The organism is Segatella copri, assembly GCF_019249765.2.
GTDB classification, from domain to species: Bacteria; Bacteroidota; Bacteroidia; order Bacteroidales; family Bacteroidaceae; genus Prevotella; species Prevotella copri_K.
This window is the reverse complement of sequence record NZ_CP152484.1, coordinates 1438372-1461850: the sequence shown is the minus strand read 5'-3', so window position 1 is coordinate 1461850 and position 23479 is coordinate 1438372. Positions and strand designations below refer to the sequence as shown.

Annotated in this window: 21 protein-coding genes and 1 tRNA gene; 12 read left to right on the top strand and 10 right to left on the bottom strand. The window is 43.9% G+C overall.

Features of this window, described 5'->3' with window-relative positions:
• Positions 1-53: 53 nt before the first annotated feature.
• The 5 genes from KUA46_RS06630 to KUA46_RS06610 form a co-directional block, all read right to left on the bottom strand.
• Positions 54-2402: a bifunctional dihydroorotate dehydrogenase B NAD binding subunit/NADPH-dependent glutamate synthase gene (locus KUA46_RS06630; RefSeq protein WP_218487171.1), complete on the bottom strand. Its 2349-nt coding sequence runs from the start codon at positions 2400-2402 to the stop codon at positions 54-56.
• 203 nt (positions 2403-2605) lie between these two features.
• On the bottom strand, positions 2606-3898 hold the full coding sequence (serS, locus tag KUA46_RS06625; RefSeq protein ID WP_218487172.1) for a serine--tRNA ligase: 1293 nt from the start codon (positions 3896-3898) through the stop codon (positions 2606-2608).
• 263 nt (positions 3899-4161) lie between these two features.
• A complete protein-coding gene (gene rpmA / locus KUA46_RS06620; RefSeq protein ID WP_006848684.1) occupies positions 4162-4452 on the bottom strand; it encodes a 50S ribosomal protein L27 in 291 nt (96 codons plus the stop codon).
• A 19-nt stretch (positions 4453-4471) separates the two neighbouring features.
• Complete coding sequence (gene rplU, locus KUA46_RS06615) at positions 4472-4789, bottom strand: 50S ribosomal protein L21 (protein WP_006848683.1); 318 nt, start codon at positions 4787-4789, stop codon at positions 4472-4474.
• Positions 4790-5797: 1008 nt separating this feature from the next.
• Positions 5798-8086: an NADP-dependent malic enzyme gene (locus KUA46_RS06610; RefSeq protein ID WP_218487173.1), complete on the bottom strand. Its 2289-nt coding sequence runs from the start codon at positions 8084-8086 to the stop codon at positions 5798-5800.
• 159 nt (positions 8087-8245) lie between these two features.
• Here KUA46_RS06610 and KUA46_RS06605 point away from each other — a divergent pair, with 159 nt between their 5' ends.
• Positions 8246-8863, top strand: coding sequence for a TetR/AcrR family transcriptional regulator (locus KUA46_RS06605; RefSeq protein ID WP_117692418.1), 618 nt, complete (start codon positions 8246-8248; stop codon positions 8861-8863).
• 112 nt (positions 8864-8975) lie between these two features.
• Here KUA46_RS06605 and KUA46_RS06600 read toward each other — a convergent pair whose 3' ends face one another.
• Positions 8976-9461 carry a GNAT family N-acetyltransferase gene (locus KUA46_RS06600; protein ID WP_256625046.1) on the bottom strand — a complete coding sequence of 162 codons (486 nt, stop codon included), beginning with the start codon at positions 9459-9461 and terminating at the stop codon, positions 8976-8978.
• Between the two features lie 596 nt (positions 9462-10057).
• Between KUA46_RS06600 and KUA46_RS06595 the strand changes: the two genes are divergently transcribed.
• The 7 genes from KUA46_RS06595 (at position 10058) to KUA46_RS06565 (ending at position 16547) form a co-directional block, all read left to right on the top strand.
• Complete coding sequence (locus KUA46_RS06595) at positions 10058-10828, top strand: Rossmann-like and DUF2520 domain-containing protein (RefSeq protein WP_218487175.1); 771 nt, start codon at positions 10058-10060, stop codon at positions 10826-10828.
• A 58-nt stretch (positions 10829-10886) separates the two neighbouring features.
• Complete coding sequence (locus KUA46_RS06590; protein ID WP_022121881.1) at positions 10887-11405, top strand: KdsC family phosphatase; 519 nt, start codon at positions 10887-10889, stop codon at positions 11403-11405.
• 93 nt (positions 11406-11498) lie between these two features.
• Positions 11499-12128 (top strand): Maf-like protein, encoded by a 630-nt coding sequence (locus tag KUA46_RS06585; protein ID WP_153114311.1) that lies wholly within the window; start codon positions 11499-11501, stop codon positions 12126-12128.
• 76 nt (positions 12129-12204) lie between these two features.
• Complete coding sequence (locus KUA46_RS06580) at positions 12205-12669, top strand: Fur family transcriptional regulator (protein ID WP_022121879.1); 465 nt, start codon at positions 12205-12207, stop codon at positions 12667-12669.
• A gap of 23 nt (positions 12670-12692) precedes the next feature.
• Positions 12693-13967, top strand: a complete 1275-nt coding sequence (locus KUA46_RS06575; RefSeq protein WP_022121878.1) for an adenylosuccinate synthase — start codon at positions 12693-12695, stop codon at positions 13965-13967.
• A gap of 98 nt (positions 13968-14065) precedes the next feature.
• Positions 14066-15430 carry a histidine--tRNA ligase gene (hisS, locus tag KUA46_RS06570; protein WP_218487176.1) on the top strand — a complete coding sequence of 455 codons (1365 nt, stop codon included), beginning with the start codon at positions 14066-14068 and terminating at the stop codon, positions 15428-15430.
• Between the two features lie 124 nt (positions 15431-15554).
• Complete coding sequence (locus tag KUA46_RS06565) at positions 15555-16547, top strand: rhamnogalacturonan acetylesterase (RefSeq protein WP_218487177.1); 993 nt, start codon at positions 15555-15557, stop codon at positions 16545-16547.
• A 446-nt stretch (positions 16548-16993) separates the two neighbouring features.
• Here the strand turns inward: KUA46_RS06565 and KUA46_RS06560 are convergent.
• The 3 genes from KUA46_RS06560 to KUA46_RS06550 all read right to left on the bottom strand — a co-directional run bounded on the left by KUA46_RS06560 (position 16994) and on the right by KUA46_RS06550 (position 18548).
• Positions 16994-17064, bottom strand: a tRNA-Cys gene (locus KUA46_RS06560).
• Between the two features lie 416 nt (positions 17065-17480).
• The gene (locus tag KUA46_RS06555) at positions 17481-17702 is read right to left on the bottom strand and encodes a hypothetical protein (RefSeq protein WP_153092514.1); all 222 of its coding nucleotides are present in this window, start codon (positions 17700-17702) and stop codon (positions 17481-17483) included.
• A 33-nt stretch (positions 17703-17735) separates the two neighbouring features.
• Positions 17736-18548, bottom strand: coding sequence for a hypothetical protein (locus KUA46_RS06550; RefSeq protein WP_006848669.1), 813 nt, complete (start codon positions 18546-18548; stop codon positions 17736-17738).
• Between the two features lie 130 nt (positions 18549-18678).
• Between KUA46_RS06550 and KUA46_RS06545 the strand changes: the two genes are divergently transcribed.
• The 3 genes from KUA46_RS06545 to KUA46_RS06535 are packed head-to-tail and all read left to right on the top strand — an operon-like array spanning position 18679 to position 22206.
• On the top strand, positions 18679-19953 hold the full coding sequence (locus KUA46_RS06545; RefSeq protein ID WP_006848668.1) for a replication-associated recombination protein A: 1275 nt from the start codon (positions 18679-18681) through the stop codon (positions 19951-19953).
• A gap of 59 nt (positions 19954-20012) precedes the next feature.
• Positions 20013-20660 (top strand): trimeric intracellular cation channel family protein, encoded by a 648-nt coding sequence (locus KUA46_RS06540; protein ID WP_117585997.1) that lies wholly within the window; start codon positions 20013-20015, stop codon positions 20658-20660.
• Positions 20661-20697: 37 nt separating this feature from the next.
• Positions 20698-22206 (top strand): glycoside hydrolase family 10 protein, encoded by a 1509-nt coding sequence (locus KUA46_RS06535; RefSeq protein ID WP_218487178.1) that lies wholly within the window; start codon positions 20698-20700, stop codon positions 22204-22206.
• Between the two features lie 130 nt (positions 22207-22336).
• On the opposite strand, the gene KUA46_RS06530 is transcribed toward KUA46_RS06535, so the two are convergent.
• A complete protein-coding gene (locus tag KUA46_RS06530) occupies positions 22337-22786 on the bottom strand; it encodes a hypothetical protein (protein WP_117585988.1) in 450 nt (149 codons plus the stop codon).
• Positions 22787-23016: 230 nt separating this feature from the next.
• Here KUA46_RS06530 and KUA46_RS06525 point away from each other — a divergent pair, with 230 nt between their 5' ends.
• Positions 23017-23430, top strand: a complete 414-nt coding sequence (locus KUA46_RS06525; protein ID WP_118064879.1) for a SoxR reducing system RseC family protein — start codon at positions 23017-23019, stop codon at positions 23428-23430.
• Positions 23431-23479: the final 49 nt, after the last annotated feature.

The following is a 23479-nucleotide window of genomic DNA, read 5'->3' as shown; positions in this document are numbered from 1 at the left end:
AGGAAAGGGCAGTCTGCGTGATGCATGGCTGCCCTTTATTGTTTCCCGTTTTCTTATTTCTTATTCAATAATTTTTCGCTCATATTGAGAGCGGCCTTTCTGCCGTCTCCCATGGCAAGAATTACTGTGGCTCCTCCTCGTACGATATCGCCGCCAGCGTAGATTTCTTCGATGGAACTCTGCATCTGGTCGTTTACGGCAATGGTGTTCTTCCGGCCGAGTTCCAAACCTTCGATACTCTGTGGAACGAGTGGATTAGGACTTACTCCTACGGCAACAATTACCTGGTCGCACTCCAGCGTGATGGTCTCGCCTGTAGCTTCTGGACGACGACGGCCGCTGGCATCAGGTTCGCCAAGCTTCATCACATCGAGAACTACAGCCTTTACTGCGCCCTTCTCATCTGCCTCATATTCTTTAGGATTGTGCAATGTAAAGAAGTTGATTCCTTCTTCCTTGGCATGCTTCACTTCTTCGAGTCGGGCTGGCATTTCTGCCTCCGAACGGCGATATACCAAGGTTACGTCTGCTCCGAGTCGTTTTGCAGTACGGCAACTGTCCATAGCTGTATTTCCGCCGCCTACAACAACCACCTTCTTACCCAAGTTGATAGGGGTGTCGCTATGAGGATTGGCTGCATCCATCAGGTTTACACGGGTAAGATATTCGTTAGAAGACATGATGTTCAAGGCATTCTCTCCAGGAATATTCATGAAGTTTGGTAGACCCGCACCTGAGCCAACGAAGATTCCCTTGAATCCTTGTTCTTTCAGATCTTTTACGGAAATGGTCTTGCCTACGATGCAGTCTGTAATAAACTTTACGCCCATCTTCTGGAGATTCTCAATCTCTACATCTACGATAGCATTAGGCAAACGGAATTCCGGAATACCATATTTCAATACACCGCCAATCTCGTGAAGCGCTTCGAAAACAGTAACATCGAATCCCTTCTTTGCCATATCGCCTGCAAAACTCAATCCGGAAGGTCCTGAACCAACTACGGCTATCTTGATGCCATTAGGTTCATCGCACTTTGGTACAGAGATGTTGCCACTCTGGCGTTCGTAATCGGCAGCAAAACGCTCCAGGTATCCGATAGCTACAGCAGGCTCGTTCATCTTGAGATGTACGCACTTGCTTTCACATTGCTTTTCCTGTGGACAAACTCGTCCGCAAACGGCAGGTAGGGCAGAGGTGTTCTTTAAAACCTTGGCTGCGGCAAGGAACTGGCCCCGCTCAATATTCTTGATGAAGGAAGGAATGTTGATGCTTACCGGACAACCTTCCATACAGGTAGGCTTAGGACAGTCGAGACAGCGCTTGGCTTCGGTCAAAGCCATTTCCTTGGTTAAACCGATATTTACCTCTTCCGTACGGGTTGTGGCACGATAAAGAGGGTCAAGCTCTGGCATCTTTACGCGCTCTATAGCTGTACGTTCTTTTGCTTTCATCGAAGCGCGTAACTCCTTGCGCCACTCAGCGTTACGGTCGGTCAACTCTTCGATGCTCGCATCTGTAGGTTCTACGTCCATGATTACATCCGTAGTTTCTTTCTTCTTTCCTGCGTCTACAGTTGCAAGGTGCTCTTCGAAGTGTTCCATCTCTTCGCGTTCAACATCCTTGAAAGTGCCCATGCGCTTGAACATCTCGTCCCAATCTACCTGGGCGCCGTCAAATTCAGGACCGTCGATGCAGACAAACTTGGTCTTGCCACCGATGGTCAGGCGGCAGGCACCGCACATACCGGTTCCATCCACCATGATGGTATTGAGCGAAACGTCTGTGGAAAGATTATATTTCTGGGTCAGGAGACAGCAGAACTTCATCATGATAGGAGGACCGATGGCGAAAACCTTATCGATATGCTCCTGATTGATAAACTTCTCGATTCCTACGGTTACAACACCCTTCTCGCCGTAACTTCCGTCATCGGTCATGATGATGAGTTCATCGCTAGATGCACGCACTTCATCTTCCATAATCACGAGGTCTTTGTTCCTACCCGCAATTACGGAAAGGACTCTGTTTCCTGCGGCTTTCAGTGCCTTGATGATAGGGAGCATAGGAGCTACGCCTACACCACCTCCGGCACAAATGACTGTTCCGAAGTTCTCGATATGTGTAGGATTTCCAAGTGGTCCCACCACATCGTGAATCTCATCGCCTTCATTCAATGCACAGAGTTTGGTAGATGAAAGACCTACCTTCTGTACAACCAGCGTGATGGTTCCTTTCTCAATGTCAGCATCTGCGATGGTCAGCGGCATGCGCTCGCTGTTGTTGTCTACACGGATGATAACAAAGTTACCTGCCTTTCGGCTCTTGGCTATAAGCGGTGCTTCTACATCGAAGCGGAATACTTTCTCTGAGTATTGTACTTTCTTGATAATCTTGTTCATGGGCTATTAAAATTCTTAATGCTGATATATTAATATTTCTGGTTAGCTGTTTAGAGTTTGCTTCATGGTACATAAAAATGCAAAAGGATAACATCGGCTACCTTTGTGGCAGTCGAAGTTATCCTCGTACAATATATGTTATTTTTGTTTTTCGAATGTTTTGTATAATCGAGAAAAACTGAAAGTCTTACCGATACTTCAAATTAATCGAAATTTTTGTCATCAAGCATCTCGAAACCGCAATATGGAACCAATACCTTAGGTACGCGGATTCCTTCTGGGGTCTGATTGTTCTCCAAGATGGTTGCTACGATACGTGGCAAGGCAAGTGCTGAACCATTCAATGTGTGGCAAAGTTCAATCTTCTTGTCATCTGTATGGCGATAGCGGCAGTGGAGACGGTTAGCCTGATAGCTCTCGAAGTTAGATACTGATGAAACTTCCAACCAGCGGCCCTGTGCAGCACTCCATGTCTCGAAGTCGTAGCAGATAGAAGAGGTGAAGCTCATATCACCACCGCAGAGACGGAGGATATGGTATGGCAATTCCAACTTCTTCAAAAGACCTTCAACATGGTCGAGCATCTCGTTCAAACTCTCGTAAGAGTGACCTGGCTTATCGATGCGAACAATCTCTACCTTGTCGAACTGGTGCAGGCGGTTCAAACCGCGAACGTCCTTACCATAGCTACCTGCTTCACGACGGAAACAAGCTGAGTAAGCACAACGCTTGATAGGGAGATCTTTCTCATCAAGAATAACATCGCGGAAGATGTTGGTTACAGGAACCTCAGCAGTAGGGATGAGGAAGAGATTATCCAGATTAGCATGATACATCTGACCTTCCTTGTCAGGCAACTGACCGGTACCACGACCAGAGTCCTCGTTTACTACGTAAGGAGGCTGAATCTCCAGATATCCGCTCTTGCGAGCCTCATCGAGGAAGAATGCCTCAAGCGCACGCTGGAAACGAGCCATCTTACCGATATATACAGGGAAACCTGCGCCAGTAATCTTAACGCCGAGGTCGAAGTCTACAAGATTATACTTCTTCAAGAGATCCCAATGGCAGAGAGCATCCTCGCCGAGGTTTGGCTTTTCGCCGCCTTCTTTCACAACAACGTTGTCGGCTGCGTCCTTACCTTCAGGAACCTGCTCGCAAGGGATGTTAGGAATTTCGAGCAACTGGTTGGTCATATCGTTCTGTGCTTTCTCCATGATCTCTTCAAGAGCCTTAGCGTCTGCCTTGAGCATAGCTACCTGAGCCTTTGCGCTCTCAGCTTCCTCTTTCTTACCTTCCTTCATAAGGGCACCAATCTGCTTAGCATACTGGTTAGCCTGCTGCTTGTTGTTATCCAACTTCTGCTGAGCTTCACGACGAATCTTGTCGTACTCCAAAACTTTCTCTACGGCCTCACGAGCATTTGGAAAATGCTTCTTTTCGAGACCCTTAACTACACGTTCAGTTTCCTCACTGATAAGTTTAAGTGTAAGCATAAAATGTCTTTTAATTAAATAATTTACTATTTGTAGGCAAAAGTACAAAAAATATTTGTGATAGCGTAAAAAATTGCTGACTTTTTTACAGGGAAGGGTAGAATTAAAGTTTTTTTGTTGTTTTACAGGGTTAAGGAGCTTAGAGAAAGGGGGTGTGGTGTAATCCGTGCCTAAAAACTTATATAAACGAAGAAAGCCTGCTCTAGGTATGAGCAGGCTTCTATGTTGTTTGTTTGGAATAGTTTTTTCTAAAACTTTAAAAATTAAGCGTCAGCTTTTTTGGTCTTCTCAGCGTAAACCTCTGGAGAGAGAACAGAAACTGTACTCTTGTCCTTGCGGCCCTTGTGGAAGTAAACGATACCATCTGCCAAAGCATACAATGTATCATCCTTACCCTGAGCTACATTCTCACCTGGGAAGTGCTTGTTACCACGCTGGCGAACGATGATGTTACCTGCGATGATGCTCTGACCACCCCAGATCTTAACGCCTAATCTTTGTGAAGCTGATTCACGGCCGTTCTTAGAACTACCAACACCTTTCTTATGTGCCATTTTCTAATTCCTCCTAATTTTAAGCGATTACAGATTTGATTGATACTTCAGTGAACTGAGCACGATGACCGTTCTTCTTGCGATAGTCCTTGCGGCGCTTCATCTTGAAGACGATTACCTTGTCACCCTTTACGAGTGGGTTCACTACTTCTACTACTACTTTTGCACCCTCTACAGCTGGTGCACCGACAGTGATTGAGCCGTCTTTGTCAACGAGCAAAACCTTGTCGAACTCAACAGTCTGACCTGCCTCAACATCCTTGATGTGATGTACGAAGAGCTTCTTGCCCTCCTCAGCCTTGAACTGCTGACCGTTAATTTCTACAATTGCGTACATTAAATTAATTATATAAACGGGTTTCTTCGGGAGGCGTCCTGCATTGTGCCGGATCTTCTTTGAGCCCCTTCGAACTAAACTTTTCTGTAACATTTGCCCAATCCATGAGCATTCGGGGTGCAAAATTACAAATTATCTTTGATATGAACAAAATGTTGGGGAAATAAAGATTGCTTTTTAGAAAGATTTAACAGAAAAGCCTGTTTTTTATAAGAATACCGATTATTTGCTACCAGATAAGGGACTCGTGAATAGTATAATGTTCTTTATTGGGTTCAATAATATACTTCCTTAGGCTCAATGATACGTCTCCTCTGGTTCAATGATATACTTCCTCTGGTTCAATGATATGTCTCCTCTGGTTCAATGATATGTCTTCTTAGGTTTAAGGATACGACTTCTCAGGTTCAAGAAGATACCTTCGTTAAAGTTATGACTAGTGTCAGCAGCTCTGCTGAGCCTAGTCAGCAGGTCTGCTCACTATAGTCGACAGGTCTGCTGACTGCAGTCAGCAAGTCTTCCGACTCAAGTGATATTACCTTTTAATTGTATACTTTCTTCTTGGGAACAATATATGCTATATGCTATTTGATGGAGGAGGTGTATAAAAAGAAAAAAGCGATGACCTTCACAGGCTACCGCTCCAAATCTTCAATAGGTATTAGTTTCCATTAAGGTAAAAAGATTGTTTTCAGGATAACTGGCTGCAAAGATACACGATTTTTTTCAAATCACCAAATATTTATTTGATTATTTTTGTCGTAATTTAATTGTGTGGGCGCACAAGGGCATAAATTAACTTATTTTAGTAAGAAAAACTGTGTAATCGATTGCAATTCTGTTTTCTTTTTGTTTTTGTTTAGATATCTTCAAAAGTATAAAGAGACGAACTTTCGAGACGAGTAGTGAAGTAGAGAAAATAAAAACAGGTTGGCGCAGAAGCGCCAACCTGTTTATGGAAAATACTATTATCTTATTCTGTTTGTTCGAATCAGGAAAAAGAAGTGATTACTTCTGCTTCTTGATTTTCTCTACGTAAGCATCAATGACAGCTACTGCTGTGATGTTTACGATATCCTGTACACTACTTTCTGAGTCAGTGAAGTGGATAGGCTTATTCAATCCCATCTGGATAGGGCCGATAATCTCTGCTTCAGGATTCAAACCCTGGAGAAGTTTGTATGCACCATTGGCGCTACTCAAGTTAGGGAACACCAAAGTGTTGACGTCTTTGCCCTTGAGGCGGGAGAATGGGTACTTCTCGTCGCGCAGATCCTTGTTGAGTGCATAGTTTACTTGCATCTCACCATCGATAGCAAGTTCTGGGAACTCCTTCTGCATCTCAGCAACGGCTTTCTTTACCTTAACAGGTGAGCCAATATTGTCTGTACCGAAGTTAGAGTAGCTTAACATGGCCATAACCGGCTCTTCGTTGAAGAACTTCACTGTACCTGCAGACAACTTGGCAACATCGATCAGCACATCTTCGTCTGGGTGGCGGTTGATGAGCGTATCTGCGATATAATAAATACCTTTCTGGGTGTTAAGGATATGCATGGTACCGAAAGTCTTATATGGCTCACGGATTCCAATTACATCTTTTGCCACCTTAATAGTATTGCTGTACTTTGTGTAAAGACCAGTGATGAATGCGTCAGCGTCACCCTGTTCTACCATTGACATACCGAAGTAGTTGCGCTCGTACATTTTATCATAAGCTTCCTCGAAGCTGTAGCCCTCGCGAGCACGCTTCTCTGCCAGATGCTTGGCAAACTTAGCACGGCGGCCCTGTTCGTTATCGGCACGCATATCTACAATCTCAATATCTGAAAGGTCAAGTTTCAAACGGCTAGCAACACGGTTCAGACGGTCAGGGTTACCCAACAGGATTGGCTGGCAGATACCCTCTTGCTTTGCCTGGACTGCAGCCTTCAGCATAGTTGGGTTGCCACCTTCAGCGAATACTACACGCTGTGGGTGAAGGCGCGCTGTATCGTTGAGCTTGCGGGTCAGTTTGGTCTCCTGACCAAGCAGCTGGCGCAAATCCTGCTTGTACTTCTCCCAGTCTGTGATAGGGGTGCGAGCCACACCACTTTCCATTGCAGCCTTAGCTACGGCAGCAGAAACTTCTGTAATCAAACGTGGATCTACAGGTTTCGGAATGAAGTATTTAGGACCGAATGTTAGGTCGTTAACGTGGTAAACATCGTTTACTACATCAGGAACCGGCTGCTTAGCCAAATCGGCAATTGCATAAACAGCAGCCATCTTCATTTCTTCGTTGATAGCACGGGCGTGAACATCGAGTGCACCACGGAAGATGTATGGGAAACCGATTACATTGTTAATCTGGTTAGGATAATCTGAACGGCCAGTTGACATCAATACGTCAGGGCGGCTGTCCATAGCGTCCTCGTAGCTGATCTCAGGTACTGGATTAGCAAGAGCGAAAACGATAGGGTTGTCTGCCATAGAGCGAATCATATCCTTGGAGAGCACGTTACCCTTGCTGAGTCCTACGAATACATCGGCGCCTTTCACAGCCTCTTCGAGTGTATGGACATCGCGGCGGTCTGTTGCAAAGAGCTTTTTCTGCTCTGTCAGATTTTCGCGGTCGCTGGTAATGACACCCTTAGAGTCGAGCATAATGATGTTCTTTACCTGTGCACCGAGCGCTACGTAGAGTTTTGTACAGCTGATAGCAGCTGCACCAGCACCATTTACGACAATCTTCACATCGGCAATGTTCTTGCCAGCTACCTCAAGAGCGTTCTTCAAACCTGCTGCGGAGATGATAGCAGTACCATGCTGGTCATCGTGCATTACAGGGATATCGAGAGTTCTTTTCAGGCGTTCCTCGATGTAGAAACATTGAGGTGCCTTGATGTCCTCCAAGTTGATTCCACCAAATGTAGGAGCGATTTTCTCTACGGTTTCACAGAACTTTTCTGGGTCTTTTTCATCGATTTCAATATCGAAGACATCCACACCACCGTAAATCTTGAAAAGCAATCCCTTACCTTCCATCACTGGCTTTCCGCTCATGGCACCGATATCGCCAAGTCCGAGCACTGCTGTACCATTACTGATAACAGCAACCAGGTTACCCTTGTCAGTATACTTGTATGCATCGTCTGGGTTCTGCTGAATCTCAAGACATGGGAATGCCACGCCAGGAGAATAAGCAAGGCTCAGATCCGTTTGTGTGTGATAAGGTTTTGTTGGCTTAACCTCAATCTTGCCAGGACGGCCAGTCTCGTGATAACTTAAAGCCGCCTCTTTTGTAATTTTTACCATAACAATATATTGGTTTAAAGTTTATTTTTCTTTCATATTCGTGGATTTTACGTACGAAATTTAAAAGTTTGTGCAAAGGTACAAAAAAACTTAGTAAAAAAGAATGGTTTTTTGATTTTTTTTGTATCTTTGCACAAAAATAGTCTTCAAACAAGTAAAATGGCAGAAATCAATCAATATAGACAAGAACTGAAAGACAGAATCATCTCTTATGCGATGCCTGAATTCTATAAGCGTGGGGTAAAAGCTGTCAAGATGGATGAAATCTCACAGGGACTTCATGTATCTAAGAGAACTGTGTACGAGATTTTTGGTGACAAAGAAGAATTGTTGCTTGCTGGTATGATGCGTCAGCTAGAAGAAAATCGTTCGAAGTTAGAGAATTTCGCCAAGACCCAAGCGAAGAATGTGATAGATATTATCAGCTATGTCTATAAATTGCAGATGGAGCGCAATGGGATGGTGGGCGTTCTTTTTTATGAGGAGGTTCATAAGATGCCTCGTGTAGTGAAATTCTTCCAGGAAAATCATGCTCATGAACGGGAGGAGAGTGTGCGTTTCTTTGAGGCTGGTGTCAAGGAGGGGCTTTTCCGTAAGGATGTAGACTTCAATGTTGTTATGGACATAGGACATGTGATGATGGAGGAAATCATGCATCATCAGCTCTATCGTGTTCATTCGATGCAGGAGATATACGACAATTATATTTTGTGCCTGATTCGTGGATTCTGTACAGAGCGCGGCTTGGAGCAGCTTGACCGTGCTTTGAAAGAGTAGAGGCGTTGGCTTTCATATACAAAATGTACTTTTTGAGCGTATGTGTAATTACGCTTAAAAAGAGAAAGAGGTTTCGGAGATGCTTTATATAGGCTCACGGAACCTCTTTTTCTTAATCCTTGTATAGCCAGTGGAGGAGCAGGTTTATAACTTTTGGATAGAAGCGGAACCAGCGAAACTTGGTAACAGGTTTGCCTCCGAAACCGAGAATGAATTCACGGTAGAGATTACTCTTAAGCGGAAGTCCTGCGTCCATAAAGTGGAGGTGTTGGGCATCCTGCTCCTGTGCATCAGAGAGTGCTTGCCAGATGGTCATTGTGTCCGGATGCAGATGGATGTAAGTCTTTCTCTTGAATGCAGAAAACCAAAGAAAGGCATTGCCTTGGTTGTAGATGCAGGTATAGCCGCCAATCACTTTGTCCTTATAGGTGATGATGACGTTTCTGGCATTACTACTTGTACTCAGTTTCTGAAAGAATGTTTCGTCAGGAACATAACGGCGAAGTTTCAGCCGATAATAATTTTTGAGCAACTGGTGATAACGATGGATGTCTTCGGGTGAAGTTGCCTCTCTACAACTTATTCCCTTTTTTTTCATTTTTTCAATCATAGCAATTTGTTTGTCTGAGAGTCGCTCTTGGGGAAGTTTGCTGTGTAGGGAGTTATGTATCTCTTGCCAGGCAATAGGTACATAGCCCAATTTTCTGAATTCCCGGTAACCCAGCATCTTTTTGCTCATTCGGGAGAACTCGATGTAAAAGCAGAGTCGTTTGTGTAAGTGGATAGTTAGGCTGCGGAGTAACAATGGGAAAATAGCATTCTGTTCAGCATCGGGTGCATAAAATCCCTCTCCATACGCGTGCGCGTGCGTATATAAATAAGGTGGAAATAAAGATTTGCGGTGATAGAGGATGACGAGCATTTGTCCTACCACCTTGTTCTCCTGTGTGGCGACAGCCATAAAAGGGGTTATGCCGGGTGTTTTTTCAAGAATCTGAAAAAGCTCCAAGCTATGAAAAAAGTCGCCTTCCAATAAATGCGGCATTTCTTCCAGTTTACCATATATTTCTACATCATATTTTCTCACGAAGGCAAAAATAATAAATTTATCATAAAAAAGCAAGAAAAAGGGCTCCTCTATCGTTATTTTTTAGTATTTTTGCATAAAAAGTAGAACTTTAAACAAAATTACGTATGAAAATAGTGTTTATTGGGGCAGGTAATCTTGCTACCAATCTTGCGCTCGAAATATCGCAATCAGAACATCAGATTGTGCAAGTTTTCAGTAGAACTAGGGAGTCGGCCTCTCTATTGGCCGAGAAGGTGAATTGTGAGCCTGTCAATGAGATGAGTAAGGTGGTCTGTGATGCAGATTTGTACATAGTTTCAGTGAAGGATGATGCGCTTGAAATGCTTATTCCTGAACTGTGCAAAGGAAGAGAAGATAAGATGTTTGTTCATACAGCTGGTTCCATGCCGATGGATGTTTTCAAAGATTATGCCCGTCATTATGGCGTATTTTATCCGATGCAGACATTTACGAAAGATAAAAAGGTTGCATTCGAAAATATTCCTATTTTCATTGAGGGATGTGGTGCTTTCGAAACTTCTTTCCTTAAGAGGTTGGCAGAACAGATTTCTCGTAGTGTCTATGAATTGGATTCTGATAATCGTAAGTATCTGCACCTGTCAGCTGTTTTTGCTTGTAATTTTGCGAATCATTGCGTAGCTGTAGGCCAGCAGATTCTCGAAAATCATCATATTCCTGGCAGTGTTCTCCGTCCTCTGGTTATGGAAACTATGGACAAGGCTTCTTCGCATTCGGCAGCTGAAGTGCAGACAGGACCGGCTATTCGCGATGATCGGAACGTAATGGAGAAACAAATGCAACTTCTTGAAAAACAGCCAGAACTACAGCAGATTTATGAAATGATGAGCAAAAGTATATTCAACTTCAAGAAATAAAACGGTTGTCGGTTTAAGTTTGCAGTTAGTAATTTAAGTTCTAGAAACAGAAATAAATATGATAAATTACGATTTAAATAAGATAAAAGCAATCATCTTTGATGTTGATGGAGTACTGTCAAGACAGACCATCACGCTTTCCAGTGCCGGCGAACCTTTGCGTACTGTTAATATCAAAGATGGCTATGCCATTCAGTTGGCTCAGAAGAAAGGTGTTCGTATCGTAATTCTGACAGGCGGTAATTCTCATGCCATACAGGTACGCTATGAAAATCTTGGTGTAGAGGATATCTTTATGGGGTGTTCTGTAAAGATAAAGACTTATGAGGAGTTCAAGCAGAAATACTCAATTACAGATGAGGAAATAATATATGTAGGTGATGATATTCCTGATTATGAGATAATGCGTCGTTGCGGATGTCCATGTTGCCCAGCAGATGCATGCTCCGATATTAAAGAAATTTCTACTTATATCTCGGCTTGTAACGGAGGTGATGGTGTGGGACGTGACGTCGTAGAACAGGTACTGAGAGCCAAGGGTTTATGGCTTTCAGATGCTAAGGCGTTTGGCTGGTAGTATTTAGTTAATAGTTGAAAGTTGATAGTTTATAGTAGAAAGTTTGCAACTGAATTTTAATCATAAAGTTCAAAGTAATAAGGTTTAAAATAGATGAATTATAAGATCATTTTGGCGAGTAATTCGCCTCGTCGCAAGGAACTTCTGGCAGGTTTGGATATTCCTTTTGAGGTGAAGGTGATTAGTGGTATTGATGAAAGTTATCCTGCTGACCTCGATGCTTATCAGGTGGCAGAATTCATCTGCAAGAAAAAGGCTGAGGCTTACCGTCCGCTTTTGAACGGAAATAATAGTGTTGAAGAGTTGGACGAGTCAGAAACTTTGATTCTTACAGCAGATACGGTTGTGATTGCGCCAACAGCTGGCGAACAGAATGATCTGGAAGGAAAGGGAGTCATTCTCGGGAAGCCTCGTGATGCTGAAGATGCCAGACGAATGCTGAAGATGTTGAGCGGAAAGACGCATCATGTAGTTACAGGTGTTTGTCTTACTACCCAGCATAAGCAGCGTTCCTTTTCAGTAACAACAGAAGTGACGTTCAAACCGCTTTCTGATGATGAAATCAGTTATTATATAAATCATTATCAGCCGTTTGACAAAGCTGGCGCCTATGGTATTCAGGAATGGATTGGCTACATAGGTTGTACGGGGTTGAAGGGGAGTTATTTTAATGTGATGGGGCTTCCGGTTCAGCGTATCTATGAGGAATTGAGGCGAATTTAGATTTTTTAAAATTAAATATTGTTCTATGTCGTAGATAATGAGTATCTTTGTGCGTTTTATGTAACTAACAAGGATTATGAGTGAAGAAATTTTAGCAAAAGCTCATGAGGTTTTGGACAATTATATGGAGAGCAATCATCACCGGCGCACTCCGGAGCGTTCCACTATCCTCGACACCATTTATTCTATGGGAGAGCATTTCTCGATAGAAGATTTGGGCAGAGAGCTACTGAAAAAGAATTTTCGCGTAAGCAGGGCTACGCTTTATAACACATTGCATCTGTTCCTGGAACTGAGGCTTGTGGTAAAGCACAGTCTGGCAGACGGCACCAAGTATGAGGCCAGTTATAGCGAGGACAATCATGTGCATCAGGTTTGCACGATTTGTGGCAAGGTAACCGAAATTGTAGCACCGCAGGTTACGGCTGCTGTGAAGGATATCAGGATGCAGCGCTTTCGTAAAGATGCTTATGCTCTTTACATCTATGGCGTATGCAGCGGCTGTCAAAGCAAGATGACTCGCAAACGCAAAAAAGAATAAGTATCAAGATAAAAAGATAAAAAATGAACACAGGTAAAGTAGATGTCCTGCTGGGTTTGCAGTGGGGCGATGAAGGTAAAGGTAAGGTGGTTGACGTGTTGACCCCTAAGTATGATGTCATTGCTCGTTTCCAGGGTGGTCCTAATGCTGGACATACATTGGAGTTTGAGGGCGAGAAGTATGTGCTTCGCTCTATCCCTTCTGGTATTTTCCAGGGTGGTAAGGTGAACATCATCGGCAATGGCGTGGTTTTGGCTCCAGACCTCTTTATGGGTGAGGCTAAGGATCTTGAGAAGAGCGGTCATGATTTGAAGAGCCGTCTTTACATCTCTAAGAAGGCACATCTCATCATGCCTACTCACCGTGTACTCGATGCTGCTATCGAGGCTTCTAAGGGAAAGAACAAGGTAGGTACTACTGGTAAGGGTATCGGTCCTACTTATACTGACAAGGTTAGCCGTACCGGTCTTCGCGTAGGCGATATCCTTGACAATTTCGAGGAGAAGTATGCTGCTCACAAGGCTGCTCATCTCAAAACCATCGCAAGTCTCGGTTATACCGACTTCGATATTACAGAGGTTGAGAAGACCTGGATGGAGGGCATCGAATACTTGAAGCAGTTCAAACTTATTGATAGCGAGGTAGAAATCAATAAGGTGCTCCGTTCTGGCAAGGATATCCTCTGCGAGGGTGCTCAGGGTACTATGCTCGATGTTGATTTCGGTTCTTATCCATTCGTTACTTCTTCTAATACCATCTGTGCAGGTGCTTGCACCGGTTTAGGTGTCGGTCCTAACCGTATCGGCAATGTTTATGGTATCATGAAGGCTTACTGTACACGTGTTGGTGCAGGTCCATTCCCTACAGAGCTCTTCGATGAGACAGGTGCTAAGATCCGTGAACTCGGTCATGAGTATGGTGCTGTTACTGGTCGTGAGCGTCGTTGTGGCTGGTGCGACCTCGTACAGCTCAAGTATTCTGTCATGGTGGACGGTGTTACTGAGCTTATCATGATGAAGAGTGATGTGCTCGATGGCTTCGATACCGTTAAGGCTTGCGTGGCATATAAGTTGAAGGATGGTTCTGTTACAACAGATTTCCCATACGAAATCGATGATGTTGAACCAGTTTACAAGGAGTTCAAGGGCTGGAAGACAGATATGACTAAGTTCACATCTGAAGATCAGTTCCCACAGGAGTTCAAGGATTATATTGCTTTCATAGAAGAGTTCCTTGAGACTAAGATCGGTATCATTTCTATCGGTCCAGACCGTGCTCAGACTATTGTACGCAAGTAAATTATATAGTGTTTAATGTTTAGTGTTTAATGTTTACTTTGAGGGGTTTACATGGCGCTAGACATTAAACATTTAACATTCATATTAAACATTAATAAATGGCTCAGAAACCAAGTATACCAAAGGGCACGAGAGATTTTGGTCCTGTTGAGATGGCGAAACGCAACTACATCTTCAACACCATCAAGGAAGTGTATGCTCTTTATGGATTCCAGCAGATTGAAACCCCTGCCATGGAAACCCTTCAGACTTTGATGGGCAAGTATGGTGAAGAGGGTGATAAACTGCTTTTTAAGATATTGAATTCAGGCGACTATATGAATAAGGTGAGCGATGAGGATATTCATTCTCTCGGATCACTTAAATTAGCAGCGAAACTTTGTGAGAAGGGTCTTCGTTATGACCTGACTGTTCCTTTCGCACGTTACGTTGTGCAGCACCGCGAGGAGTTGCAGATGCCTTTCAAACGTTATCAGATTCAGCCAGTATGGCGTGCAGACCGCCCTCAGAAAGGACGTTACCGTGAGTTCTATCAGTGTGATGCTGATGTGGTTGGCTCTGATTCTCTCCTGAACGAGGTCGAATTGATGCAGATTGTTGATACCGTGTTCACCAAGTTTGGTGTTCGTGTATGCATCAAGATTAATAACCGCAAGATTCTTACCGGTATTGCAGAGGTTATCGGCGAGGCTGAGAAGATTGTAGATATCACAGTAGCCATCGATAAGCTTGATAAAATCGGACTTGACAATGTAAACGAAGAGTTGCGCAGTGACGGCATTTCTGAAGATGCCATTGAGAAGTTGCAGCCAATCATCTCATTGTCAGGAACTAATGATGAGAAACTTGAAGTGATAGCGAAGGTTCTCGAAGGTTCAGAAGTTGGTTTAAAGGGTGTAGAGGAAACCAAGTTTATCCTCGATACCTTGAAGACTCTTGGCTTGAACAACGAGATAGAACTGGATCTCACTCTGGCTCGTGGCTTGAACTATTATACAGGTGCAATCTTCGAGGTGAAAGCGCTTGATACTCCAATGGGAAGTATTACAGGTGGTGGTCGTTACGACAACCTCACCGGCATTTTCGGTTTGCCAGGTTTGAGCGGTGTTGGTATCAGTTTTGGTGCTGACCGTATTTATGATGTGTTAGGTGCGCTCGACCTTTATCCGAAGGAGGCAGTAAATGCTACTCAGATACTGTTTATCAACTTCGGTGAAAAGGAGACAGCTTACTGCCTGCCTATAGTAAGTGCAGCTCGTGCAGCCGGTATCCGTACCGAAATCTTCCCTGATAAGGCGAAGATGAAGAAGCAGATGAGCTATGCCAATGCCAAGAATATTCCGTTTGTGGTGCTTGCAGGTGAGAATGAGATGGCTCAGGGCAAGGTTACGCTTAAGAATATGGAAACTGGCGAACAAACCTTGGTTACTGCCGAGGAATTGATAGCCAAAGTAAATAAATAATACTCTCTTTCTCGTCCTCTCGTGCTTGTATATGTGAATATGCAGTGCGGCAGGGCGAGAGCTTTTTATGTGTTAGCGTGTATGCCTAACTATAATTTTAGTAACTTCTAAAAACTACAGACAAATGAAAAAAATAAAAGCTATTTTATGTGTATTCATACTGGCGTTGCTGATGACATCCAGCACAAAGACAACAACGATTTTCGTAATCGGTGATTCTACTGCTGCCGAGAAAGCCGGTTTTAGAAATAGTCCAGAGCGAGGATGGGGGATGGTATTGCAAGGCTTTTTTGATGACAAGGTGATTGTTGACAATCATGCTGTTAATGGTCGTTCTTCTTTGAGCTTTATCAATGAAGGAAGATGGAAAAAGGTTTTGGATAGAATAAAGCCAGGTGATTATGTGTTTATCCAGTTTGGGCATAACGATGAGAAGTCAATGCCTGACCGTCATACTGATCCGGGATCTACTTTTGATGCAAACCTTGCCAGATATGTAAATGAGACCCGTGCCAAGGGTGGCATTCCTGTACTGTTCAATGCGGTGGTTCGTCGCTGCTACTATTCTGCAGAATTGAAGAATGATGATGACGAGAAGCTTCGCAATAAAGTATATGATGGAAAGGAGCAGATTAATAGCGATACGCTTATCGACACCCACGGAGCTTATGTGATAGCTCCCCGCAATGTAGCAAAGCAGCTGAATGTTCCGTTTGTTGATGCTACCAAGATTACCCACGATATAGAAACGGGCATGGGTATTGAAGGTAGCCGTAAATTACATATGTGGTTTATGCCTGGCGAGAATCCGCAGGTTCCTAAGGGTAAGAAAGATAATACCCATTATAATGTATATGGTGCACGTGTGGTTGCCGGTGCGCTTGCTGATGCTGTAGCTGAGCAGGTGCCAGCGCTGAAGTCTCATGTCTGCCATTATGATTATGTAGTCTCTGCAGAAGGTCGAGGCAATTTCATGGATTTGCAGAAGGCTATAGATGCGGTTCCTGTAGGCAAGAAGGCTGTTATCCGTATTTTGGGTGGTGAATGGAAGAAGCCAATCATCGCAAAAGGCAAGAAGATTAAGTTTGTAAAGTCATTTGGTGCTAAAATCAAATAGTAACAGGCTTTTTTAAAACTCCCGATATCTTTGAAATTACATGGCGATGTAGAAGTCTGTGCGTCGTGACATAGAACAAAATGCATCGCCATGTAGTAAACCTATACATAAAAGGAGTACTTTCACAAGCACTCCTTTTCATATTATACAAAAACATTATGAATTATTTCTATTAGCGAACAAGATTTTAATTTCTATCTTTGTCTCAATTATCTAAAAGTTTCAAACGTTCACCAGAATTGCTTTTGGCAAGGGGCAATTCCTACTCATAGGATAACCTCAGTTCTGATGTTTATCATTTACGGTTGCAAAGGTACGAAGATTTTTATAATTGTGCAATACCTAAAAATGGGGGTTTTGATGAATACCTAGAAATGAGGAATGAAAATGGGGGAGAGTAGATATGAAAAAAGGAAGTCCTTATTGAAGAACTTCCTTTTTTTATGAGGTGTCTAGCGGAGTCGAACCGCTCTACACGGTTTTGCAGACCGTTACCTAACCGCTCGGTTAAGACACCTTGTGTAGAACAATCATTTCTGATTTGCGAGTGCAAAGGTACTACTTTTTATTGGTTCTACCAAATTTTTATGCAACTTTTTTAATTAAAACAATCACTTTCTTTGTATCTTGCTCATAATGAACGGGTTCTGAAATGCTTTAATTTTTGTCTGGTTTCCTCGCTGCATGACAGTAAAAGTAGTTTTAGCAGCTCTTTTATGAGAGCTACTCTTGTTCTTTCCGCTGAGTAGCCTCTTTCTTTTTATTCTTTTGGCATTTCTCAACGAACGGGCAACCTGAACATTGATAGTTTTTACACTCTCGTGCTTGTTTGATGGAGCGGTAGATACAAATGGCGGCATACGTGATGCATGCCGCCAATATGATTGCTATGATGATATACTGTATCATAAGCATAGGTAAATTAACATAAAACTAACCTACGGCGTTATAACCATTGGTTGAGTTTTTGCGCATGATGTCGCGGATGTTCATCTCCTTGAAACCCTCTGCGCGTTTCTGCTCTTCAAGCTCTTTCTCTTCCTCGATGTCCTTTTCTGAACGGGTGAAAGTGAAAGCCTTGTACTTAAATTCTGCAATCGCCCAACCTACGAGGCCCATAGCGATTAATGCAACAAATCCAATTAATGCGTTCATTTCTCTTTATATTATAATAATGTATAAACTGAATTAATAATCATCGTCGGCTACGTCTTCTGCATCATCAAGACCGAGGTTCTCCGGGTCTTCGAAGGTAGTACGGTAGCTTTCCTCAGTAAGCTTGTCGTCATCGAATGCATCGTCATCCTCATCTGGATCGTTGTAGTGATCCTCGATTTCAGGTGCATCCTCGTCTTCATCCTCGTCTGGGTCGAGCAGGTCGTCGTTGCGTTTCAAATCATTCTCATCTTCGAATCTCATGCGAACCTTTTCTACCTTTGGCTTCTCCTTGGCAAAGATAGCTTCAACCCAAGAACCTTTTGGTACTACGAGCACTTCGTAGTCATCGGCGAGTTTCTTCTCGTACAGACCTCCTGGCTTTTTCAGGCGGTCAGCAGGAAGAGTAGTTGTGCTGATGTCGAAATTACTTTCGATGATGTCCTGGATGCTCTGAGGCAGACTCTCCCAGCCACCACCAAAGTTGCGCTCCAAGAGTTCGATGAGCTTATTGGCGGTGATGTGACTTACATTTTCGTAAGTAAGATCGGTAACACGCATGATAGGGCGCTTTTTGATGGCATACTTTTCTTTCTTGTCGTTGATACGGAAAGTGCCAATCTTAAAGCCGCGTGCCATCAGTTTGTCAATCACTTCAGGACGGTCTACCGTCACTGGTTCCATTTCGAATGCGCTGCGGATCACTGCGATATACTTGTTCTGGTAATCCTTGAGGTCAGCATCCTTTTCAGCTGCTTCCCAAAGACGGAACACATCGTTCTCCTGCAATTCCCAAATGCTACTTTTAGTAACATTCTTCAGTGTTAATATTTTATCTTTATTCATCTTCAATTATGTTTGTGTGTGCAAAAGTAAGTACTTCTTTTTATATATCCAAATTTTCTTGCTGTTTTTTTGTGTTTTTGGTCACTTTTTTATTTGGAATTCGATTTTTTTCATTACCTTTGCACGTACTATGAGTGAACCGTTAGCTGAAAGAATGAGACCTCACACGCTTGCTGACTATGTAGGACAGCAGCATTTGGTAGGTGAGGGGGCCGTGCTGCGCAAGATGATTGACGCAGGGCGCATATCCTCTTTTATCCTCTGGGGACCCCCTGGAGTGGGCAAGACTACCCTTGCTCAAATCGTGGCACAAACCATCAAGGTGCCGTTCTTCACCCTCTCTGCGGTGACCAGTGGCGTAAAGGATGTCCGCGAGGTGATAGAAAGAGCAAAAAGTGGTAGATTCTTTAATTCGGCTTCTCCTATATTGTTTATTGATGAGATTCACCGTTTCTCCAAGAGTCAGCAGGATTCGCTTTTGGGTGCGGTAGAGAAGGGTATTGTTACGCTGATAGGTGCTACCACCGAGAATCCTTCATTCGAGGTGATTCGGCCGCTGTTGTCCAGATGTCAGCTCTATGTGCTCAAACCGCTCGAAAAGGCTGATCTTGAAGGACTCCTGCATCGTGCCATTACGCAGGATGTAGAACTCAGAGAAAAAAATATTAAGTTGGAAGAGACGGGCGCGCTGCTGCGATATAGTGGTGGAGATGCCCGCAAACTGCTCAATATCTTGGAACTGGTGGTAGAATCTGCCGGATCTTCAGAGATTGTGATTACCGACAAGATGGTAGAAGAGCAGTTGCAGCAGAATCCGCTGGCTTACGATAAACAGGGTGAGATGCATTATGATATTATCTCAGCCTTTATCAAGAGTATTCGCGGAAGCGATCCCGATGCTGCGCTTTATTGGATGGCGAGGATGATAGAAGGAGGAGAAGACCCGCAGTTTATAGCCCGTAGGGTTGTAATCAGTGCCTCTGAGGATGTGGGACTTGCCAATCCGAATGCACTCCTGCTTGCCAATGCTGCCTTCGATACGGTGATGAAGATAGGGTGGCCCGAAGCGCGTATCGCCCTTGCTGAGGCTGTGGTTTATCTGGCCACGAGTCCGAAGAGCAACAGTGCTTATCTGGGCATTAATGATGCGCTGGCTACTGTACGGCAAACGGGGAATCTGCCTGTTCCGCTGCACATCCGCAATGCTCCTACCAAACTGATGAAAGATTTGGGCTATCATGACGGATATAAGTATCCTCACGATTATCCTGGACATTTCACTGAGCAGCAGTATCTGCCAGACGAACTGAAGGATGCCCGCTTCTGGCATGCGCAGCATTCGCCTTCCGAGGAGCGCCTCTACAACTGGATGGTTACCTGCTGGGGAGAAAGATTCAAGAATTAGTGATTAGAAAGAATAATTAGAAATTGATATTTAGAGCAACTAACTGATACGAGAAAATGATGATACATGGCGATCCTGAATTCGTGCTCACGCTTCATAGCGTGATAGAATTCATCGGAACATTTGCTTTTGCCCTTTCGGGCATTCGTCTGGCAGCAAGTAAGCACTATGATTGGCTGGGCGGTTTTGTTTGTGGTGTGGCTGTAGCCATAGGTGGTGGAACCATACGAGATGTGATGCTTGGTGTGCGTCCGTTTTGGATGTTGAGCCCTATCTACCTGATTTGTACGCTGTTTGCGCAGTTGGTAGTGATTGCTTGCCACCGCTATCTCAAGCGTCTTGACAATACCTGGTTTCTGTTTGATACCTTGGGCTTGGCGCTTTTCAATATTGCGGGCATCCAGAAGTCGCTCGAATGTGGTTTCTCTTTTTGGGTAGCCATCATCATGGGCTGTATCACGGGTGCTGCAGGCGGTGTTATCCGCGATGTGCTTCTTAATGAAGAGCCGGTCATCTTCCGAAAGGAGATTTATGCGATGGCTTGTGTCGCCGGTGGTTTGGCTTATTGGGGATTGAGCTATCTGGGTGTGAGCCTCTATATTACGGTGATTGTTGCTTTCAGTGTGGTCTGCGCCATCCGATTGCTGGCTGTAAGATACCATATTTCACTCCCGAAGCTGAGGGATGAAGAACAAACTGTAGAATGAAAAGGAAAAAATGAAATTGATAAATAACAGATAACAGATGAAAAGACTGAAAGCGATTTTGATGCTCGTTGTTGCAATGATGCTGATGTCGTCGGCAACAATGAAGGCTCAGAACAAACGAGAGTTTCGTGGAGCTTGGATACAGTGTGTTAACGGACAGTATCTGGGCAAGAGTACGCAGCAGATCCAGGCGATGCTTACCAGACAGCTTGATGAACTGCAGAAGGATGGCGTGAATGCGATAATCTTTCAGGTTCGAGCTGAGTGTGATGCTCTGTATAAGAGTGATTTAGAGCCTTGGAGCAAGTTTCTTACGGGGGTGCAGGGAAAGGCTCCTTCTCCTTATTGGGATCCGTTGCAGTGGATGATAGAGCAGTGTCACAATCGTGGCATGGAGCTTCATGCCTGGATTAATCCTTATCGTGCCAAGCATAGCGTAACTTCCTATGAGCAGGTTTCGCCGAAGAATATCGTGAAGAGGCGTCCTGATCTCTGTTTTCAGTATGGCAAGCTGACGCTGTTGAACCCTGGGTTGCAGACTGCAGCCGACTATATTTGCGAGGTGGCTGTGGACATTGTAAGCCGATATGATGTTGATGGATTCCATATTGATGATTATTTCTATCCATATCCAGAGGCCGGACGACAGATTCCTGATCAGCAGCTCTTCCGCCAGCAGTCGCGCGGCATGCGAAACATAGGTGATTGGCGCCGTGATAACGTGAGCCGGTTTGTAAAGCAGCTCAGCGAATCCATTCATGCCGTTAAGCCTTGGGTCAAGTTTGGTGTTTCCCCATTCGGCATCTACCGCAACAAACGTACCGATCCTAATGGTTCAGAAACCTTCGGCCTTCAGAATTATGATGATCTTTATGCAGATGTATTGCTTTGGGTGAATAATGGTTGGATAGACTATTGTGTGCCTCAGATTTATTGGGAGATAGGCAATCGTGCTGCCGATTACAAGACGCTCATAACCTGGTGGAATAAGCATGCTGGCAACCGCCCATTATATATAGGTGAAGATATAGAGCGTACAGCCAAGTTTGCTGACCCAGTCAATCCGCGCAGTCATCAGTTGCCTGCCAAGCACCGTTTGCATCAGCAGATGAATAATGTGAAGGGCACTGTGCTCTGGTATGCGCAGACTGCTGCCGATAATGTAGGTAATATCGGACATACACTCCGCAATAATTATTGGAAGTATCCAGCATTGCCACCCTCTATGCCTTTCCTTGATAATAAGGCGCCAAAGGGGGTAAAGGGTCTCAAACTGATGTGGACTGAGAAAGGTCCGCTGCTGGTATGGAAGGCTCCTAAGGCTAGAAAGAAAAAGTGGGGCGATCAGGTGAACCGTTTTGCTATCTACCGTTTTGAGAAAGGAGCTAAGGTAAATCTCAATGATGTTTCTGCACTCCAGGCAGTTACTTATGATAATTTCTATCGCATCCCTTATGTGAGTGGCAAGAAATATGTGTATGTAGTAACTGCTCTCGACCGTGTAGGAAACGAAAGTAAAGGTAAGAAAAAGAAAATTTCTTTTTAGATTGGTTAGATGATATAAACGGAAAGACCATTAAAAACAGAAAAACCGTTGTACTCGATAGGAGAGAGTGCAACGGTTTTTTATTTTGTTGGGATGGGGGAGCGGGTAGTCCTTACATCCTGTATTTTTTTTATTCTTTCAGCAGGTCGTTCAGGAAGTTATCCAGATCGTTGTCCAGATTCTCCATCAAGTCACCACCTACGATGATTGTATCATCGTCAGCAAGATAGAGCTCGCCAATATGCTCTTTATCCTCATCTTCGAGCACAAAGCTGTATGGCTTGAGAATGCCGAGATGATCTATGATATCAGCCTGTTTGCGCAATACATCGCGAAGCAGCTTTGCTACCTCGTCGTAGAAGTCTTCATCCTTGTTTTCTATCCATTGCTCAACAACGCAGCGGGTAATCTCGTTGTCATCGTCGTCAAAGGCCAGGAGTTCGCCACTGTCTTGCGAAACCCTTACGTGGATGTCGGTCATTTGAGAAGTCTCGTCGTCAGATTCTGGCGCAGGGAACTTTTGAGCTACTTTTCTGATAAAGCGCTCTACTTGCATGATTGTTTGCTCTAATGTTTCCATATCAATTCTTTAATAATCAATGCAAAGATACATAAAAAATTGATATCACCAAAAGAAGTTGCTAAAAAAAAGCATTTTTGCTTTTAATTTGTTTTCAAATACCCCGATTTTTAGGGCATAGATAACGTTTACGCTCCTTTTTCATATTTTCTTTTCGATTTTGTTTGCCATTTCTAAATAATGTAGTATCTTTGCACTTGAATTGCAAAAATGCAATCTCAACATTACAAATGAATAACAAAATAAAACATTCTGGCATCGTAGAGAGCGTAGAAGAAGGTTGTGTGTGCATTCGCATCGTACAGTCGTCAGCCTGCAGCGCTTGCAAGGTGGCTGCTCATTGTACTGCATCTGAATCGAAAGAGAAGATGATTGAGGTTTCTACCTCAGAGGCGTCTCTCTACCACAAAGGCGATAGCGTAGTGGTGACGGCTGATTCGGCTGTAGGATTCAGAGCCAGTTTCTATGGCTATCTGTTGCCGCTGATACTGATGGTGATTGCTTTGGTCGGTGTACTGAAAGCTACTCACTCAGAGGGAGCCGCTGCGCTCTCGGCATTGGGCATTCTCATTCCATACTATGTGGTGCTCTACTTATTCAGAAACAAACTTAAAAACAAACTGAGCTTCTCTATAGAAACATAGGGTACGTGATGTGCTTCTGTGGCTTCAGCGATGAGCTTTTATTTTAAAA

Coding starts and splice junctions, on each gene's coding strand:
- KUA46_RS06630 (WP_218487171.1), bottom strand. CDS start 2,402: ATGAACAAGATTATCAAGAAAGTACAATACTCAGAGAAAGTATTCCGC.
- serS (WP_218487172.1), bottom strand. CDS start 3,898: ATGCTTACACTTAAACTTATCAGTGAGGAAACTGAACGTGTAGTTAAG.
- rpmA (WP_006848684.1), bottom strand. CDS start 4,452: ATGGCACATAAGAAAGGTGTTGGTAGTTCTAAGAACGGCCGTGAATCA.
- rplU (WP_006848683.1), bottom strand. CDS start 4,789: ATGTACGCAATTGTAGAAATTAACGGTCAGCAGTTCAAGGCTGAGGAG.
- KUA46_RS06610 (WP_218487173.1), bottom strand. CDS start 8,086: ATGGTAAAAATTACAAAAGAGGCGGCTTTAAGTTATCACGAGACTGGC.
- KUA46_RS06605 (WP_117692418.1), top strand. CDS start 8,246: ATGGCAGAAATCAATCAATATAGACAAGAACTGAAAGACAGAATCATC.
- KUA46_RS06600 (WP_256625046.1), bottom strand. CDS start 9,461: ATGAAAAAAAAGGGAATAAGTTGTAGAGAGGCAACTTCACCCGAAGAC.
- KUA46_RS06595 (WP_218487175.1), top strand. CDS start 10,058: ATGAAAATAGTGTTTATTGGGGCAGGTAATCTTGCTACCAATCTTGCG.
- KUA46_RS06590 (WP_022121881.1), top strand. CDS start 10,887: ATGATAAATTACGATTTAAATAAGATAAAAGCAATCATCTTTGATGTT.
- KUA46_RS06585 (WP_153114311.1), top strand. CDS start 11,499: ATGAATTATAAGATCATTTTGGCGAGTAATTCGCCTCGTCGCAAGGAA.
- KUA46_RS06580 (WP_022121879.1), top strand. CDS start 12,205: ATGAGTGAAGAAATTTTAGCAAAAGCTCATGAGGTTTTGGACAATTAT.
- KUA46_RS06575 (WP_022121878.1), top strand. CDS start 12,693: ATGAACACAGGTAAAGTAGATGTCCTGCTGGGTTTGCAGTGGGGCGAT.
- hisS (WP_218487176.1), top strand. CDS start 14,066: ATGGCTCAGAAACCAAGTATACCAAAGGGCACGAGAGATTTTGGTCCT.
- KUA46_RS06565 (WP_218487177.1), top strand. CDS start 15,555: ATGAAAAAAATAAAAGCTATTTTATGTGTATTCATACTGGCGTTGCTG.
- KUA46_RS06555 (WP_153092514.1), bottom strand. CDS start 17,702: ATGAACGCATTAATTGGATTTGTTGCATTAATCGCTATGGGCCTCGTA.
- KUA46_RS06550 (WP_006848669.1), bottom strand. CDS start 18,548: ATGAATAAAGATAAAATATTAACACTGAAGAATGTTACTAAAAGTAGC.
- KUA46_RS06545 (WP_006848668.1), top strand. CDS start 18,679: ATGAGTGAACCGTTAGCTGAAAGAATGAGACCTCACACGCTTGCTGAC.
- KUA46_RS06540 (WP_117585997.1), top strand. CDS start 20,013: ATGATACATGGCGATCCTGAATTCGTGCTCACGCTTCATAGCGTGATA.
- KUA46_RS06535 (WP_218487178.1), top strand. CDS start 20,698: ATGAAAAGACTGAAAGCGATTTTGATGCTCGTTGTTGCAATGATGCTG.
- KUA46_RS06530 (WP_117585988.1), bottom strand. CDS start 22,786: ATGGAAACATTAGAGCAAACAATCATGCAAGTAGAGCGCTTTATCAGA.
- KUA46_RS06525 (WP_118064879.1), top strand. CDS start 23,017: ATGAATAACAAAATAAAACATTCTGGCATCGTAGAGAGCGTAGAAGAA.